The 16879-nt window shown below is 43.5% G+C and carries 13 protein-coding genes; 10 read left to right on the top strand and 3 right to left on the bottom strand.

Features of this window, described 5'->3' with window-relative positions; translation table 11 throughout:
- Positions 1-16: 16 nt before the first annotated feature.
- Positions 17-1870 carry an ATP-binding protein gene (locus ACT3TH_RS03400; RefSeq protein ID WP_444754449.1) on the top strand — a complete coding sequence of 618 codons (1854 nt, stop codon included), beginning with the start codon at positions 17-19 and terminating at the stop codon, positions 1868-1870.
- 148 nt (positions 1871-2018) lie between these two features.
- On the opposite strand, the gene efp is transcribed toward ACT3TH_RS03400, so the two are convergent.
- A complete protein-coding gene (efp, locus tag ACT3TH_RS03395) occupies positions 2019-2591 on the bottom strand; it encodes an elongation factor P (RefSeq protein ID WP_444754448.1) in 573 nt (190 codons plus the stop codon).
- A 157-nt stretch (positions 2592-2748) separates the two neighbouring features.
- On the opposite strand from efp, the gene epmB reads away from it, so the two are divergent.
- The 8 genes from epmB (at position 2749) to ACT3TH_RS03355 (ending at position 13547) form a co-directional block, all read left to right on the top strand.
- Complete coding sequence (epmB, locus tag ACT3TH_RS03390) at positions 2749-3756, top strand: EF-P beta-lysylation protein EpmB (RefSeq protein ID WP_444754447.1); 1008 nt, start codon at positions 2749-2751, stop codon at positions 3754-3756.
- 309 nt (positions 3757-4065) lie between these two features.
- Entirely contained in the window at positions 4066-5925 is a 1860-nt protein-coding gene (locus ACT3TH_RS03385; RefSeq protein ID WP_444754446.1) for a hypothetical protein, read from the top strand.
- Between the two features lie 137 nt (positions 5926-6062).
- On the top strand, positions 6063-8153 hold the full coding sequence (locus tag ACT3TH_RS03380; protein ID WP_444754445.1) for an EAL domain-containing protein: 2091 nt from the start codon (positions 6063-6065) through the stop codon (positions 8151-8153).
- A gap of 216 nt (positions 8154-8369) precedes the next feature.
- Positions 8370-8825: a c-type cytochrome gene (locus tag ACT3TH_RS03375; RefSeq protein ID WP_444754444.1), complete on the top strand. Its 456-nt coding sequence runs from the start codon at positions 8370-8372 to the stop codon at positions 8823-8825.
- Between the two features lie 68 nt (positions 8826-8893).
- Positions 8894-9856, top strand: coding sequence for an AAA family ATPase (locus ACT3TH_RS03370; RefSeq protein WP_444754443.1), 963 nt, complete (start codon positions 8894-8896; stop codon positions 9854-9856).
- Positions 9857-9910: 54 nt separating this feature from the next.
- Complete coding sequence (locus ACT3TH_RS03365) at positions 9911-10948, top strand: hypothetical protein (protein WP_444754442.1); 1038 nt, start codon at positions 9911-9913, stop codon at positions 10946-10948.
- Complete coding sequence (locus tag ACT3TH_RS03360) at positions 10945-13230, top strand: transglutaminase family protein (RefSeq protein WP_444754441.1); 2286 nt, start codon at positions 10945-10947, stop codon at positions 13228-13230. Before ACT3TH_RS03365 ends, ACT3TH_RS03360 begins: the two co-directional genes overlap by 4 nt.
- A gap of 26 nt (positions 13231-13256) precedes the next feature.
- On the top strand, positions 13257-13547 hold the full coding sequence (locus tag ACT3TH_RS03355; RefSeq protein WP_444754440.1) for a DUF4031 domain-containing protein: 291 nt from the start codon (positions 13257-13259) through the stop codon (positions 13545-13547).
- Positions 13548-13569: 22 nt separating this feature from the next.
- Here the strand turns inward: ACT3TH_RS03355 and ACT3TH_RS03350 are convergent, their stop codons facing one another.
- Positions 13570-14436: a LysR family transcriptional regulator gene (locus tag ACT3TH_RS03350; protein WP_444754439.1), complete on the bottom strand. Its 867-nt coding sequence runs from the start codon at positions 14434-14436 to the stop codon at positions 13570-13572.
- Between the two features lie 305 nt (positions 14437-14741).
- Here ACT3TH_RS03350 and ACT3TH_RS03345 point away from each other — a divergent pair, with 305 nt between their 5' ends.
- On the top strand, positions 14742-15872 hold the full coding sequence (locus ACT3TH_RS03345) for an S-(hydroxymethyl)glutathione dehydrogenase/class III alcohol dehydrogenase (RefSeq protein ID WP_444754438.1): 1131 nt from the start codon (positions 14742-14744) through the stop codon (positions 15870-15872).
- A gap of 130 nt (positions 15873-16002) precedes the next feature.
- Here ACT3TH_RS03345 and ACT3TH_RS03340 read toward each other — a convergent pair whose 3' ends face one another.
- A complete protein-coding gene (locus ACT3TH_RS03340) occupies positions 16003-16656 on the bottom strand; it encodes a DsbA family oxidoreductase (RefSeq protein WP_444754437.1) in 654 nt (217 codons plus the stop codon).
- Positions 16657-16879: the final 223 nt, after the last annotated feature.

The following is a 16879-nucleotide window of genomic DNA, read 5'->3' as shown; positions in this document are numbered from 1 at the left end:
CTTAAGGGAGTCTATCTTGTCTATACTCAACTCACCTAAACACAGTTACCCAGTAGCGGTAGACGAAGCAGAACGCATCAATAAGCTGAGAAAATACCAAGTGCTTAATAATAATGATGAGCCTGCATTTAGACGGCTGATTGATCTTGCAAAGTTATTTTTTGACATGCCCGTCGTGACCATCACCTTCATGGATGAAGAAGTACAGTATCTAAAATCAGGCTACGGACTCGGTGATATTTGTCAGACGTCACGTGAAGCTGCTATTTGCAATTATACGGTATTGTCCAACGAGGTTTTTATCGTACCTGATTTATCCAAAGACAGTCGTTTTAGCCAAAATCCATTGGTGGCACAACCGCCTTACTTGCGGTTTTATGCGGGTGCGCCGATTATCATGTATGAGGACAATAAGAGCTACCGCTTGGGGTCTTTGTGCTTGATGGACATGAAGGCCAATCATCACTTTAGTGAGCAGCAAGCGAAGATACTGGCACAGTTTGCAACGATGGCAGCAGATGCCTTGCAACTACAAGACAAGCAGCGTGATGCCAAACATGCCAACGAGATGAAATCAGACTTTTTGGCCAACATGAGCCATGAAATCCGCACGCCAATGAATGGTATTATCGGTATGGTAGAGATGCTGGGAGAAACCAAACTCAGCCGTGAACAGCAAGAGTACATAGACAATATTAAAGTGTCTAATGAGCATTTGATGTCAATCATTAACGGCATCTTGGATTTGTCAAAAGTAGAATCTGGCAAAATGATCATCGATTCTGTGCCAGTCAATTTGTCTGCACTATGTAATGAAGTGGTCAGTCTTTTTGCGGTGAAAGCACGTCAGCGCGGATTGATTTTAGATTACCACTACACTGAGTCGTTATCACCTTATGTACAAGGGGATCCAGTACGCCTCAAACAAATCTTGGCAAACCTTGTCAATAATGCGATTAAATTCACTCGTGAAGGCGGACGAGTCAGTATCGATGTCAAGCATTTGTTAAATTGTCATTGTCATGACCATGATGATCATAATATTCAAGCACACCGTAATAACGACGTTCAAAAAAGCCCCATAAGTAACCATGCGGTTTCTGGTGCTTCTAATGGTCAAAATCTCAGTGGCCAAACTGCTAACAGTATGAATGGACATCGTGAAGTCATGACCTTATGTATCGAAGTCAAAGACACGGGCGTGGGTATCAAAGCAGACTCTTTAGAAGCGATATTTAATGCCTATGATCAAGCAAATAAATTTACACATCGTCTTTATGGTGGTACTGGGCTAGGGCTTTCTGTTTGTAAGTCTTTGGTCGATTTGATGGGCGGCTATATTGATGTCGATAGTGAAGTTGGAGTCGGTACTACTTTTAGTGTTCTGTTGCCGCTACCTACTATCAATGAAAATCAATATGAGACATGGCAAGAGACGAATGATTTTACTTTGGTTGAGCCGACCCATGAGCGTGCAGGTCATATTCTGTTGGTTGAAGATGATGCCGTCAATGCCATTATTGCCAAAAAAGCCCTGACCAACAGCGGTCATACAGTCACGCACGTCACAGATGGACAGCAAGCCATTGAGATGTTTGCGTTGTCGCCTGAACGTTATGACGTCATTTTGATGGATCATCATATGCCGATTTTGGATGGGGTGCAGACCACTATTAAGTTGCATGAACTCTATGAACCCCATTTATTGCCGCCTATCATTGCTTTAACAGCCAACGCGATGGATGGTGAGCGCGAAAAATATTTAAAAGTGGGTATGCAGGATTATTGCACCAAACCGTTTAAACAAGAGCAATTAAACGCATTGGTACAATACTGGCTGATACAAAAGCAATTGGACGAAGAAGAGTAGGAATTCAGAAGTTGCTGATAACGGGGGCTAGTAGTAGCTATCGTGTGATTATAGTAATCGTAAGCGCAAAAAAAGCTGAACCGCTTGATAAGGGTTCAGCTTTTTTATTGAAGCATGGATAAATAGTATCCATGCTTACTAAGTATTATTAATTAACGCGAGTTTGATAATCACCAGTACGCGTATCAACACGCACGACTTCACCTTGCTGTACAAATAATGGCACACGTACGACAGCGCCTGTCTCTAGCTTAGCAGGTTTACCGCCGCCACCTGAAGTATCACCGCGCACACCAGGATCAGTTTCAGTGATCTGTAATTCCACAAAGTTTGGCGGGGTGACTGATAAAGGTGCACCATTGAACAAAGTGATAGTACACAGTGCATTGCTGTTTTCTTTTAACCACTGAGGCGCATCGCCTATTGCATTTTTGTCCGCTTGGATCTGCTCAAAGCTTTCAGGATGCATAAAGTGCCAAAACTCACCATCGTTATACAGATAGTTCATTTCAGTATCCATTACATCAGCGGCTTCTAAGCTGTCGCCTGATTTGAACGTTTGCTCTAGTACTTTACCACTACGAAGGTTGCGCAACTTAACGCGGTTAAAGGCTTGACCTTTACCAGGTTTGACAAACTCGTTTTCAAGGATGGCGCATGGGTTGCCATCGAGCATAACTTTTAGACCAGCTTTAAATTCATTAGTAGAAAAACTTGCCACAAGAGACTCCTAGGGGTTGTAAATATTATGATAGGTAGGGCTTACTATACAAAAAGCTGCGGTTACGCCAAGTGCTTAGAGGGTAACTGGTATACTTTGATAGGGTACACCGTAAGGGCGTATAATATCGCCTTTTAGGCACAGATAGTAGGCTGTCATGATAAACCATTTAATCACACAAAAAAACTGGCAAACGCAATTATCCGAAGCCATTACCTCTGTCGACGAGCTGCTTGGCATACTAAAGCTTGAATCATTACGTGCAGAGGTCTATGTGCCTAAGCATTTTGAGCTGCGAGTGCCGCGTGCGTTTGTGGCAAAAATGACTGTGGGTGATAGAAATGATCCTTTATTAAAACAAGTATTGCCAGATCAGCGTGAACAAATCAAAGTAACGGGCTATGTATCAGATCCTTTGAGCGAGCAAACGCAAAACCCCGTCAAAGGCATGCTACATAAATACCAGTCAAGGGTATTATTGACCATTACAGGCGCATGTGCCATTCACTGTCGCTACTGCTTTCGTCAGCATTTTGACTATAGTGCCAATATGCCAACGGCTGATGCAAAAGAAAATATCATTAACTATATCGCTGCCCATCCTGAGATCAATGAGGTCATTTTGAGCGGTGGCGATCCTCTAAACGTGACAAACAGACGTTTATTTGCTTGGTTGGATACGTTAGAGTCCATTCCGCAGTTGACCACCATTCGACTGCATACCCGCTTACCATTGGTCATTCCAGCACGTTTAGATGATGCGTTATTGGACAGACTGTCTCAAAGTCGCTGTCATATTGTGATGGTTATCCACTGTAATCATGCCAATGAGATTGATGCATTGACCGCAGAGCACTTGCAACGCGCGCGCACGGCTGGCATTACTTTATTGAATCAAGCTGTTTTGCTAGCAGGCATTAATGACAGCGTTGAGGTTCAAACACGACTGAGTCAGCGTTTATTCTCCGCTGGCGTGTTGCCTTATTATCTACACGTACTGGATAAGGTAGCGGGTGCCGCTCACTTTGATAGCGATGAGCGATCGGCAGTTGAGCTTTACTGGTCATTGCTAGCAGCATTGCCTGGATATTTGGTTCCTAAGCTGGTAAGAGAATTGCCGAATAGGCACTTTAAGGTACCAGTTGACGTTTACAGTAACGCTTAATAAAGACATTATGATATATTAAAAAACTGATAAAAAAGAAGGGTTGTGAGTGCGTAAAGCGCACAAAACAAATAGATAAGTAGGCTTGTTCTATTCTATTTTTGAAGTGGTTACATACAAAAAAAGTCCTGCTAGGTATGTCCCAAATTGGTTCGATAGTAATTTTGTCAGACCGTAAACGGTTAAGTTTATGCTAAATGGTGTCAAGCTTTTGATTAATATGTAAATATTGTCTGCGATTTTTTTTGTTGATTAAAATTTATCTCATTTTATAAAGATGAGGACATGCCTTAGTTCCTAGGAATACTGATGATCACTTTATCAACGTTTCAAGAGTATCTATCTTCTAAAGAGATCTTATCTTCTAAAGAGTCGCTATCAGAGCCACCGTTACCACTATCGAACCGATCAGTTGATGGTCAAGAGCATTATTTGCTCAAACTATTGGCGATTTTGCCTTCTCAAACGCCAGCACAACAAGCTGAGCAATTAGAAAAAATACTCATCGTATTACGCAGCACCAATATAGATGAGCAGCAACGTCTGAAACTCACAGCGACAGTGATAGATGCCACAGATCAACTCATCGCGACTTTACGTCAACACTATATTTATGAAATAGGCGCGCTTAGTGATGGGCAGATAGCTTATGCCGCTCAGGTAAAATCACTCTATTATCTCATCATAATGGTTTATGACAGAGTGATATGTCATAAACAATCATTGCCCATCAGTCAGCGAAAATATCCTACAGGCAAAGTCTGGCAACGCTATTTTAAAACCAATAGAGCCTCCTCAATAACGCTTGCTACGGCTATTTACCAGGCGCTACTCATGTACCAAAAGCTGATGGTCGAAGATGCCATGTGTTACCAAAAACCCTCGTCTTACTTGTGGGCCAAAATCAATCAGCTGTATTCTCTTGCGTATCAGCACCATGTAGTCAATACCAATTTGAGTATGATCAATCTCACTAAAGTCACTCAATATGCCAATACGGTGCATCAGCTTTACTGTCAAATTTGTTTGCACAGTTTGTTGAACGTACGTGCCATGCCGCGCCCCAATATTTTGCTTGTACAGCGTTTGTTGCCTGAATGGGCTAGGCATATCGTCGCAACGATAGAGCCAAGGACGGAGACACGGGTATTCGTCGATTTGCAGAGCGATAATCCGCCCACTTATTTGACGGCCAATTCTGACATTAATCCATACGAGGACCATTGTCAGTGCTTATTTATAGAACTCACGCCCGTGGTTGATCATCTTGAGACACGTAGGCAAGCCTTGCTTGAAGAGGGGAGTGAAGGTGTTGAATATTGCTTATTAAATAAAATAGCGATGATGATTGCGTATCGCTATTTGCAGCCAAAACCTAGTCTAGCAACGAAGTTCCCTATCAAAAAAGAAGCCGTTTTGATGACAGGCTTTAATACCATTCACTACCATGTTAGCGGTTCAAAAAACTTTGCAAACTTGATTGCAATGAAGGATCTGCCAGAGGAGCAGCGACCTTATTATGATACAGACGGCCAAAAACAGAATGGCCGCCGCCTATTGATCAGCGAGACTTTGGGTAGTAATAATGAAGCATCCTTATTTCGTACGTTTCAACTGGCTACAGACGCAGGCAGTCTATTGACGATCAATAAAAACGACACACAAACACTCTCAAACCGTGCCGAAGCAGTAGCGAATGATGCCATTATTGTAGACAATGAGAAAGTCAACTTGAAAGCAATGACTGCTAATGATGAAAATGATGAATTGGTATCGACTGCTCCGCCACCGCTGGCTGTCATGAGTTTGGTTTTGGTTTGCCGATCTGATGCGAGCGCGCCGACTGATTGGTCAATGGGAATAGTTCGCTGGCTGAACTTTGATAACGAAGAGACTGAGGTTGACTGGCAAGTGCTTGGACATACATTAGTAGCTTGTGGCTTGCGTTTAGAAGGTAGAGAAACCCGCAATAAACATTTTGTGCCAGCATTTATCCTTGGTAAAAACGAGCAGCTAAAAACCACAGGCACATTAATAGTGCCAACGGCCTATTTTCAGAAAAATGACAGAGTAATCATGCGTATCAACAACAACCAAACTCTTTTACGTTTGGGGTCTAGACTACTGGTCACTGATGAATTTAGCCAATATGAGGTGGCAAAACTATAATTTGCTCATGTTTTTGTTTAAATAGTCGCACCAGTTCAGGATGAAGGTAAGTTAAACTGCAACCAGATGAATTATTGTCTATAATGACAGGTAAAGCAAAATATAAAAATAAGTTCACAAGATTCTAAAGGCTTCTTATGCGCATTCAGTCCACTTTAAATCTATTAGTCATTGATGACGATCAGCTCTATGCTGAGCGCCTTGTATCCTTGTTAGAAAATTATTATGACACCGTAAATTTGGGGTTTTTGGATGACAAAGAGGAGTTATTAAAGTCGCTGCGGCAACAACCTTGGGATACTTTGGTATTTGGCAATGCGTATGATATGAGCTTTACAGATGTGGTGGCTATCGTCCAAGAGCAAGGGATTGATCTGCCCATGATCTGCTTAGCGAGTGAAGAGATGGCCACAACTGCCTTTAATGACGAAGGATTGCCTATTACTATTAGTGGCACCATGGTCAAAGCGCTTAGAGCTGATCAAGAGATGGCAGTGGTGATGTCTATTTGTTTGCAGCATGACAATTTACGCAGTCGCCGTGAGCTCAAGACCTTACGTCATGTCATCTCTGAAGCAGAGCAACGTGCCAATGTTTTGATCAAAAACTCTAAAAGTGCCGTTGCTTATATAGATCAAGGTATTCATATCTTCGCAAATGACCCTTATCTTCAGCTTTTTGGTTTTGAATCGATGAATGATGCCATCGGTGTACCTATTATTGACCTGATTGCAGGCGGTGATAACGTCAAGGGTTTCAAGCAGTTTTTGCGTCAATTCGATAAAGGCAGTCGGCAAGAAGTAGAGTTTAAATTTGAAAGCTTACGCAAGGATGGTAGCACCTTTGAAGCAAAGCTACAGTTGGCTGCAGCGACCTTAGAAGGTGAGCCAGTTACTCAAGTCATTATTCAACAAAACAGTAATAACAGTGCCGAAGTGGCCAAACGCTTAGCAGCGGCTGAACGTAAAGACAGCTTGACAGGTATTGATAATCGCCTTGGCTTTGAAGAACAAATAGCCATCGTATACCAGCAAGCGCAGCAAGGTTTGCTGACGGCAGCGTTGTTTTATATTCAGCTTGATAATGTCGGTAAAATTAATAGCAGTCTGGGCTTACAAGGAGTGGATGCAACCGTCAAACAGGTTGCTTATACGTTAGATGAGCTGATAACAGACGGACATGTAAGCCGTTTTAGTGATACGGCATTTACCATTCTTGTAGAAGACAAAACGACATCAGAGCTTGAAAAGCTGGCCAAGCATATTAACTTGCGCATCAGTGAGATGTTTATTGAAGTGGACAAACGCACAGTTAGTACCACGGTCAGTATTGGTGTCGTCAAGATAGAGAGAAATACAGCCGAGCCCAGTATACTGCTTGAGCGTGCCATGCATGCCATTAATCAAATTATGATAGAAACCTCTAATCATGGTGGTACTTATCATTTGTACGATCCAAGCGAGCATGCAAATAGTGATGATCATGCGTTGGCTGAATCTTTGGTTGATGCGATTGCCAATAATCGCTTTGAGTTATCATTCCAGCCTATATACGATATCACTCATGATCGCAGCGATTTTTTTGAAGTCTATCTACGATTGCCGTTGGCGAATGCCGAAAACACCGTTCTAACTCCTGATCAGTTTATGGCAGTGGCCAAAACACACAAATTGCGCGAAAAGATAGATCGTTGGGTGCTAATCAATGCTTGTAAAAAAATAAATGAGGTTCGAAAAACGCATCCTGAAGCCAGATTGCTGGTGCAATTGACCAGTGCTTCATTGGTTGATAAAAAACTGCCTGATGTGGTCAGCCAACTGATAAAAGCTGTCGGCGGCGCTGCTGGCACGTTGACATTGCAGTTCAATGAAAAAGATATCTCAGATCATTTAACGGTAGCAAAAAATCAATTTTCGGCACTGGGTCAAGTCAGTTGTCAGATGGGTATCAACAACTTTGGCTCTTCTGCCAGATCGATAGAAATCGCCAGTTTTGTGCAGCCAGACATGGTGCGTTTGGCTCATAGTTATGTAGAAGGTATTGATTCAGCGGACAATTTAGAGGCGGTTAAGTCTCTTATTGGGCGTACCAATGAGGTCAATGTCGACGTACTTATGCCTTATATTGAAGATGCGGCAACCATGTCTGTTGCGTGGAGCGTGGGCGCACGCTACTTGCAAGGCTTTTATTTAGAAGAGCCGAGCAGCACGATAAAAATTGCAAATTAAATACCAGTTTTGATAGTTACACTATGGCCCGTACCATAAAATCTACAGATTACAATTATTCTATAAGCGTTGTTTATTGGGTTAGGCCCTCCTAGACAACGCTGTGTTTTTACAGACAGTTAGGGATAACTGATGTTACGTTGTCTGTGTTTCATTCTACATTATGGTTGATATCGTTCATCCTAGCTGACACTCCTCAACCAAAGATTGCTAAAAATGTCTATTCTTACGAGATTTCAATTAAGCGGTATTTTTGCCGCTGTTTTATTACTTACCGCTTGTGAGCATACGCCACCTGATCACCGTGCACCTGTTACATTACCTTTGTATACTGAGGGTGACGCTACTAATGGCGCGGCTATTTATAAACAAGCCTGTAGCCAGTGTCATCAGCTCAATGCTGGTCTCAATAAAAAAGGCCCACAGTTGATGAACATATATGGTGCGCCAGCCGCTCAGCTAAAAGATTACAATTATAGTGAAGGGTTGATGCAATCAGGTTGGGTATGGGATGCAAAAACACTTGATCCTTATATTGCTGATGCTCAAAAAGCCATGCCAGACTCAAAGATGCTCTCAGACCCTATGCCTGATGTTAAAGAGCGTACGGATTTGATTGCTTATTTGTCAACGCTTCGTGCCGCAGCACCAATAGTAGAAGATAATTCATAGTAAAAGACAGTAAAGAGCATTTCTTATTTAATATCGTTACTCCTATAAAAGTGAGCCAGTAAATTACTATGACCCATTCAGCGACCGACTATCGCCACAATCAGCAAAAAATCGCACAAATGATGCTGCAATTGAATCAAATTGTGTTGGATAAGCCAGAAGCCGTTAAGTTGGCTCTCAGCGGCATCTTGGCGGGTGGACACCTATTGTTGCAAGATTTGCCAGGTATGGGTAAGACGACTTTGGCACAAGGATTGTCACAGTTGCTAGGATTGAGCTTTAGCCGAGTGCAGTTCACTAACGATATGTTGCCTGCTGATATTCTGGGTATGAGTATTTATGATCAAAGCAAATTGAAATTTGAGTTCCGGCCAGGCCCTATTTTTACCCAGCTTTTACTCGCTGATGAAATCAACCGCTCTAGCCCTAAGACACAAAGTGCTTTGTTAGAAGCAATGGAAGAGCGGCAAGTGACGCAAGATGGGCAGACGTATCGTTTACCGCAACCATTCTTTGTGATTGCGACGCAAAACCCTTTACAGCAGGCAGGTGTATATCCACTGCCTGAATCGCAGTTGGATCGTTTTTTACTATGTTTGTCACTGGGTTATCCTTCACCTGCCGCAGAGCGCGAATTGCTAAAAGGTGAAGATCGCCGCGAACTCTTAAAAGACTTAGAGGCAATGCTTGATACAGAAACGGTGTTGTTGGCACAACAAGGGGTCAAGCAAGTTTATGTTGCCGATGTGGTCTTAGATTATCTACAGCGTCTGGTTGCGAAAACTCGAGCGAGTCAAGAGTATCATGGTCTATCACCACGTGGTGTATTGTCACTACAGCGCGCTGCACAGGCTTATGCGTATGTGTCGGGGCATATGGAGATGACGCCTGAAGATATTCAAGCGGTATTTGCAGCAGTCACGGATCACCGTTTGGGCCAGCGGTTTGTACCAGCCCATGTGACGGGCGGTGGACAAGCGCCGCAGACCATTGCACAGCGTATCTTGGCAGAAGTTCCTGTTGTACATTAAAAACCCAAATGCTTGTGGTGTTTTCAATTCGATAGTAAGAATAATAGGGTAATCATGAGACTTTTGCCAGAAGCCTTAACTGCTCCTGCAACGTCAGCATTAAGTCGTTGGTTTGCCTCGCGTGCGCCCAAAGGTGACAGTGCGACACTCAATTTGCGCAATATCTATATTTTTTTTAGCCGTGAAGGTATGTTGTTTGCAGTGCTATTGGTCATCACCTTTATCGCTGGTATCAACTATGGCAACAATTTGGTGCTGGGGTTGTGTTTCTATCTAGTCAGTGTTTGGCTGATCAGTTTTCATGTGACCTTTGCTCATGTTTCAGGGTTACACGTATCTTTGCTCGAAGTGACCATGACAGAAGCAGGTGCGCAAGCTTGGGTGTCTCTGCGCATACGTAATAATAGTGGCCAACCAAGACGCCAACTACTATTTACCTTTGATCAGCACAATAAGAAAACGAATAAACGCGCTGATAAAAAAAATAAAAACAACGAAGACAGTCAACATTCTGTACTTGTCACCCAGCTACAAGATGAGCAAGTCATTCATTTGCCTGTGCAGACCTATCATCGCGGTCAGCTCGAATTGCCAAGATTGACAATCAAAACGGTTTATCCTTTGGGTATTATGCGTGCATGGTCTTATGTGTATTTTGCGCGGACTACTTGGGTTTATCCGAAGCCAGAAGTATTTGATTGGCAAACGCATTACTCAGTAGCAAGCTTGGAAGATCTGCCAACGGGCGGTCAATATCGACAAGGTCAAGATGATTTTGACCGCTTAGACACTTATAGAGAAGGAGAGTCGTTGGCGCGCGTTTCTTGGGGACATGTTGCGCGTGGACAGGGCATGTTTACCAAGCACTTTGCTGATCCTGTCGGTCACGAGCAAACCTTAGATTATCTAGATATGCCAGCTGCGCATCATGAGCAGAAGCTTGCCCAATTGGCGTATGGTGCGATGACGTTGGGTCAATTAGGTGTACCATTTAAAATGCGCTTACCGAATGACGGACCCTCTACTGTACCACTGGGTGAAGGTGACGGGTTTGCACAAACCTGCTTGCTAAGATTGGCGAAAGCACCATGACAGACTCTCAACGCTTTATAAAAACCCCGTCTACAAACGCTTCTAGAGATGTCTCTAACGCCGGCTCTGTTAGTTTCGAGCAATTAGCATTAGGTCGGCGTATCAAATCTCATGCCACACCGAACCGCGAAAATAAATGGTATCGAAAATTATTGGCACTACCAGCGTATCATTGGGTATTAATCGCTCAAGTGATTGTAATTTTGCCTCATGCAGCTCACTTGCCTTTGTGGTTAATAGGATTTGCGATAGTCAGTATTATCGCCCAGCTACCAAGGCTAAAGGCACGTTTTAAAGAAATACGTCATTTAAAACGCGTGTATCAAGGCATGCAAATGCTTGGCTTTTTATTGGGGCTGGCAGGTCTGTGGCTGACTTATAGCACAGCATTTGGACTGGATATGGGTGTGGCATTTTTGGTGCTATGCCTAATAAGTAAGCTTTGGGAGTTGTATAAGCGCCGTGATGCTTATGTCGTACTGAACTTATCGCTGTTTGTACTTGCTGCGCTATTTTTGATGGATCAAGGCTTGGTGACAACGCTAGAAGTGGTCGTCGGTGCAGTCATTGTATTACTGGCGTTCATTGCACTAAATGATGATAGCAATACTCGCGGTGAGGGTCGACTACGTACGCTCGGCGTCTTGGGTATCGGCGCATTGCCATTATTGGTGGTACTGTTTTTATTCTTTCCGCGTCTGCCGCCACTATGGTCAGTACAGCTATCAAGTGGGCAAGCGACTACTGGCGTGTCTGACAGTATGTCTCCCGGTGATTTTGCCAATTTGGGGCAATCTACTGAGCTGGCATTTCGTGTGGAATTCGAAAATAATCGCCCGCAGCAGCAGGAGCTTTATTGGCGAGGATTGGTATTTAGCGATTTTGATGGTGTCACATGGCGGCCAAGTCCGCAGCAAAGACAATGGCGACCGTCACAGCAAATGCCTGTTTGGATAGAAAATGCGCTTGCTACAGTCCCTGATGAGGCAAAAACATCACCGGAAAGTTATAAGATTGTTCTAGAACCCACTCAGCAAAGTTGGCTGTTTGGACTCGATTATCCTTTTTCGCAGCGCTCAGACGTTAGTGTGACATCAGACTTCACGTTGTTAAAAGATCAGCCTGTCACTCAACAGCTGCGTTACGATGTTCTACAGTTTACGCCAATGCGTATCGATCCCGTTTTGAACGAAGGACTACGCCAGCTAAATCTGGCATTGCCAGCCGACGGTAATCCGCAAGCGCGTATACTGGCCAAGCAGCTCTTCGCTCAATCAGGGTCAGATCCTATTCGCTATATAAGTGCGATTGAGCGTTGGATTAACCAAACGGATTTTCGTTACACACTATCGCCGCCGAGGTTAAATACCAACCGTATTGATGAATTTTTATTCGAGACCAAAGCGGGGTTTTGTGAGCATTATTCTTCAAGCTTTACCTTTATGCTCCGAGCGGCAGGTATTCCAGCGCGCGTTGTGGCAGGCTATCAAGGTGGAGAGCTGAGCCGTGGTGGTAATGTCTGGGAAGTGCGACAAAAGGATGCGCATGCTTGGACGGAAGTCTGGCTTGAGGGTCAAGGTTGGGTACGTGTAGATCCGACAAGCTTTGTGGCGCCTGAGCGCGTAGAGCAAGGTATGAATGCATTCACGCAGTCACGAGGGGCGTCGATGTTTGGTGATGGCGCTGGTGCACAAATCAATTATCAGCAGTATCAAATGCTACAATCTTTACGTCGTTTGTCAGATCAGGCCAGCTACTATTGGCAAAAGGATGTCGTCGGCTACGATCAAGGTAAACAAGCAGATTCACTCTTAAAGTGGTTTAATATCCGCTCGGTCATGGAGCAAATTATCTGGTTGGCGACGAGTGCTATTATAGTAATGGTGATTTTGGTGTTGATCATCTGGCAACGTCGCCGCAAGCGCTGGCATCCAGTAGACCGACCATTGGCGCGACTGTCAAAACGTCTCAGTAAACGAGATAAGTTGCTGGCGCGACAAGATAATGAAGGGCAATTGGCTTGGCTTGAACGCTTGGCAAGAACGATTGATCAAAACAATCAAGCGAGTCCTCAGATTGTCAGTAATCAAGACAGTGATAATCAAACTGGTCGGAGTCAAGGAAGTCGTACTGATACAAGAGATAGACAGGCTAAAATTGTGTCCATTCAACAAGACTATCGACAGTTACGTTATGGGCGCCTTAACGTATTGGATACCAGTGATGCTGAGTATCAAAAAGTGCTGGAGCAGTTAAAAAAGAATATACGTGAACTGCGCTAACGTTTTACGAATAAGAGAGGTAAGGTATGGCGATATATGTGGATTTTGTACGTATAGAGTTTAAAGGCCACAGATGGTGTCATATGCTGGCAGATACGCTGCAAGAGTTGCATGAATTTGCGGCATTGATTGATGTAGACAAGCGCTTGTTTCATCGCAATGCCAGCTATCCACACTATGATGTCACGGTACAAATGCGAGAGACGGCGATTGAGTATGGCGCGCTCCCCGCCGATAGAAAGAAAATTATCGAGTGTGCCAAGAAGCTAAAAATAGAATTGAACCATCAAGTCGCGTTGTCCGAGCAATCTATATAAAGCTATTCTTGTCAAAGTTTTATTAAACTAAGTGCTCTGCTAAATAATCTACAAGCAATCTAATCTTAGGCGATAGATGACGGTTGTGCGGATAAATTGCCCAAATACTTTCCTCAGGCTCTCTATAACTATCCAATATGCTGACCAGCTCCCCTGTTTTTAAATACTTTTGCACATAATAATCAGGCAATTGCACAATTCCCAACCCTTTTAGCGCTGCATCAACCAAACTATGACCGCTGTTATATTGCACAGTGCCAGACACTGGCAGGTTCCTTTCTTTACCGGTTTCTATAAAGCGCCAATAGTCGCGAGTGCCAAGTAAGCAGTTATGTTGACCAAGCTCGCTCAACGTGCGCGGAGTACCATAATGGTTAAGATAAGCGGGGGCTGCACAGACAAAGTTGGTACGACGACTGAGTTTTTTGGCCATCAGTGTCGAATCGCTTAATTTGCCGACACGTATTGCTAAATCATAACCGCCTTCAACCAAATCGATCTTTTGATTGCTCAAAAAAGCGGTTACTTCGATATCGCGATACTGCACCATGAAGTCATTGATCAGCGGCACCAATTGTTGTTCGCCATACGTCACAGGCGCAGTCAGTTTGATTCTACCTTGAGGTTTTGATTGTAAGTTACTGACCGCTTGCTCAGCCGCATCCAAGCCATCGAGCACACCGCGGCAGTGTTGGTAAAATACGCGGCCTTCTTCTGTCAGGGAAACCTTGCGAGTAGTACGATACAAGAGTTTAATACTAAGCCTCTTCTCGAGTGCGCTAATCTGCCGACTGACCTGCGCGGTGGATATTCCAAGCTCTTTTGCTGCACGCGTGAAGCTTTCGTATTCAGCTACGTAAACGAATTCACTAATGCCATCCCAGCGCATGATTATTACCTCTGTGTAAAAGATATTTGCAAATATAGCATATTGTTATCTCTACAGAAAAAACTATAATAGTAACCATTAAGATAAATAGCAAAAACGCTCCTGCATCTCAGCTTGCCTGCACTTAAGAAGCAAGATAAGCTAAAAGCGTGTTATTTAAAGCAGTTATTACCGCGTTACTTATTCTTTATAAGAAGTTTCCTATCAAAAGTACCAATAGATTGTATTTAACTAATGGTCATTGCTTAAGTGCTGTAGCGACAATTATTGCGTAAAAATAATCAATTAAAAAAGAGAATATTCCTATGTCAGACAAATTTATTAAATCCAAAGCCGCCATTGCGTGGGGGCCAAATCAGCCACTATCGATTGAAGAAGTGGATGTCATGCTGCCCAGAAAAGGCGAAGTCTTGGTCAGAATCGTGGCAAGCGGTGTTTGCCATACAGATGCGTTTACGTTGTCTGGTGAAGACCCAGAAGGCGTGTTCCCTGCAATCTTGGGTCATGAAGGTGGCGGTATCGTCGAGCAAATCGGTGAAGGCGTGACTAGCGTCGAAGTTGGTGATCATGTCATTCCTTTATACACAGCAGAATGCGGCGTCTGCAAAATGTGTACCTCAGGCAAAACCAATCTTTGCTCTGCGGTACGTGAAACTCAAGGCAAAGGCCTTATGCCAGATGGCACTACGCGTTTTTATAAAGACGGTGAGCCAATTTATCATTACATGGGCTGCTCAACCTTCTCAGAATACACCGTTTTACCAGAGATCTCTTTGGCCAAAGTCAACAAGGAAGCACCATTAGAAGAAGTTTGCTTACTTGGGTGCGGTGTCACCACAGGTATGGGCGCTGTTATGAATACTGCTAAAGTCGAAGAAGGCGCGACCGTCGCCATATTTGGCTTGGGCGGTATCGGCCTATCAGCAATTATCGGCGCTGAGATGGCAAAAGCCAGTCGTATCATTGCCATTGATATCAATGAGAGCAAGTTTGAGCTGGCCAAAAAACTTGGCGCCACCGACTGTATCAATCCTAAAGATTACGACAAACCTATTCAAGAAGTCATCGTTGACTTAACCGATGGCGGCGTTGATTATTCGTTTGAATGTATAGGTAACGTCGACGTCATGCGCTCAGCACTTGAGTGTTGTCACAAAGGTTGGGGCGAATCGGTCATCATCGGTGTGGCAGGGGCAGGGCAAGAAATATCTACGCGTCCATTCCAGTTGGTGACAGGTCGCGTTTGGAGAGGTTCAGCATTTGGCGGTGTCAAAGGTCGCTCAGAATTGCCAGGCTATGTTGAACGCTATTTGGCGGGCGAGATTCCTCTACAAGACTTTATTACGCATACCATGCCATTAGAAGGCATCAATGACGCGTTTGAATTGATGCATGAAGGTAAGAGTATCCGTTCTGTGGTGCATTTTGCAGAGTAATTTGCAGAGTAACATCTAGCTAACGTATCAGAACCACAAATTAAAAATGCTACTCCTATAAAGGGGTAGCATTTTTTTATAAAAAAACAGTATAGCAGTGGTATTTTGCTGCTATAAGCTTGTCCTACTTTTAATCAGGCATATTTGCTAACTGCTCTAAAATATTAAGGTAGTTATCAACGCCCTGCGCTCCGCTAACCAAATGCCGCTCATTAAAAATGATGGCTGGCACGCTTTGAATACCTTGCTGTTGCCAATGTTTCTCAGCGTTTCTTACTTCCTGAGCAAACCGTTGATCTTTAAGAACGCTCAATGCTTCATCACGATTAAGTCCAATCTCTGCTGCGATATCGGCTAGTACTTGGATGTCAGAGATGTCTCTGTTGTGGGTAAAGTGAGCCGTGAACAATGCTTGTTTTAACTCATGCATATGTCCTTGCTGTTCTGCCCAATGCAAAAGCTGATGCAAGTTAAAAGTGTTGTGCATTCGAGTGTCATCATTAAAATTGAACTCAAAGCCAACCTCGTTACCAGCTTCCTTCAGTCTGACTCGGCTAGCATCAGACTCTTGCTTAGTAGATCCGTATTTTTCAATAATATGCTCACGCATATTTTGGCCCTCGCTTGGCATGTTGGTATTCAATTCAAATGGATGCCAATGTATCTCGTAATTGGTATTCGTTTGTTTAAGTGCGTCATCCAGCTGACGATAACCGATGACGCACCAAGGGCAGACGACATCAGAGACAATGTCTATGCGTAGTGGTTTTTGAGTATGTTCCATAATGCCTCGCGTGAGTGATTTTGTCGTTTTATTAAAAACGTACAGTGTTTACCGTTCTATTCATATTAAAAAAAAGTTGGCACTACGATAGTGGAATCCAAGTGACGACTAAATAGCACATCTATAATTTCGATAATATGTGCTACAAACCCTTCATAATGCCTAACTATTGATAAATCAAGGAAAATACTGTTGTGCAAATGGTATTTGGGATTAAAAACTA

This window comes from Psychrobacter sp. AOP22-C1-C5 (genome assembly GCF_052378885.1).
Taxonomy (GTDB): domain Bacteria; phylum Pseudomonadota; class Gammaproteobacteria; order Pseudomonadales; family Moraxellaceae; genus Psychrobacter.
This window is presented reverse-complemented; position numbering and strand designations above follow the sequence as displayed.

Excerpts from the sequence above, each read along its gene's own strand:
- ACT3TH_RS03355 (WP_444754440.1), top strand. The coding sequence starts at position 13,257 with ATGGCGATATATGTGGATTTTGTACGTATAGAGTTTAAAGGCCACAGA.
- ACT3TH_RS03360 (WP_444754441.1), top strand. The coding sequence starts at position 10,945 with ATGACAGACTCTCAACGCTTTATAAAAACCCCGTCTACAAACGCTTCT.
- ACT3TH_RS03375 (WP_444754444.1), top strand. The coding sequence starts at position 8,370 with ATGTCTATTCTTACGAGATTTCAATTAAGCGGTATTTTTGCCGCTGTT.
- ACT3TH_RS03345 (WP_444754438.1), top strand. The coding sequence starts at position 14,742 with ATGTCAGACAAATTTATTAAATCCAAAGCCGCCATTGCGTGGGGGCCA.
- ACT3TH_RS03340 (WP_444754437.1), bottom strand. The coding sequence starts at position 16,656 with ATGGAACATACTCAAAAACCACTACGCATAGACATTGTCTCTGATGTC.
- ACT3TH_RS03385 (WP_444754446.1), top strand. The coding sequence starts at position 4,066 with ATGATCACTTTATCAACGTTTCAAGAGTATCTATCTTCTAAAGAGATC.
- epmB (WP_444754447.1), top strand. The coding sequence starts at position 2,749 with ATGATAAACCATTTAATCACACAAAAAAACTGGCAAACGCAATTATCC.
- ACT3TH_RS03350 (WP_444754439.1), bottom strand. The coding sequence starts at position 14,436 with ATGCGCTGGGATGGCATTAGTGAATTCGTTTACGTAGCTGAATACGAA.
- ACT3TH_RS03380 (WP_444754445.1), top strand. The coding sequence starts at position 6,063 with ATGCGCATTCAGTCCACTTTAAATCTATTAGTCATTGATGACGATCAG.
- ACT3TH_RS03365 (WP_444754442.1), top strand. The coding sequence starts at position 9,911 with ATGAGACTTTTGCCAGAAGCCTTAACTGCTCCTGCAACGTCAGCATTA.
- ACT3TH_RS03370 (WP_444754443.1), top strand. The coding sequence starts at position 8,894 with ATGACCCATTCAGCGACCGACTATCGCCACAATCAGCAAAAAATCGCA.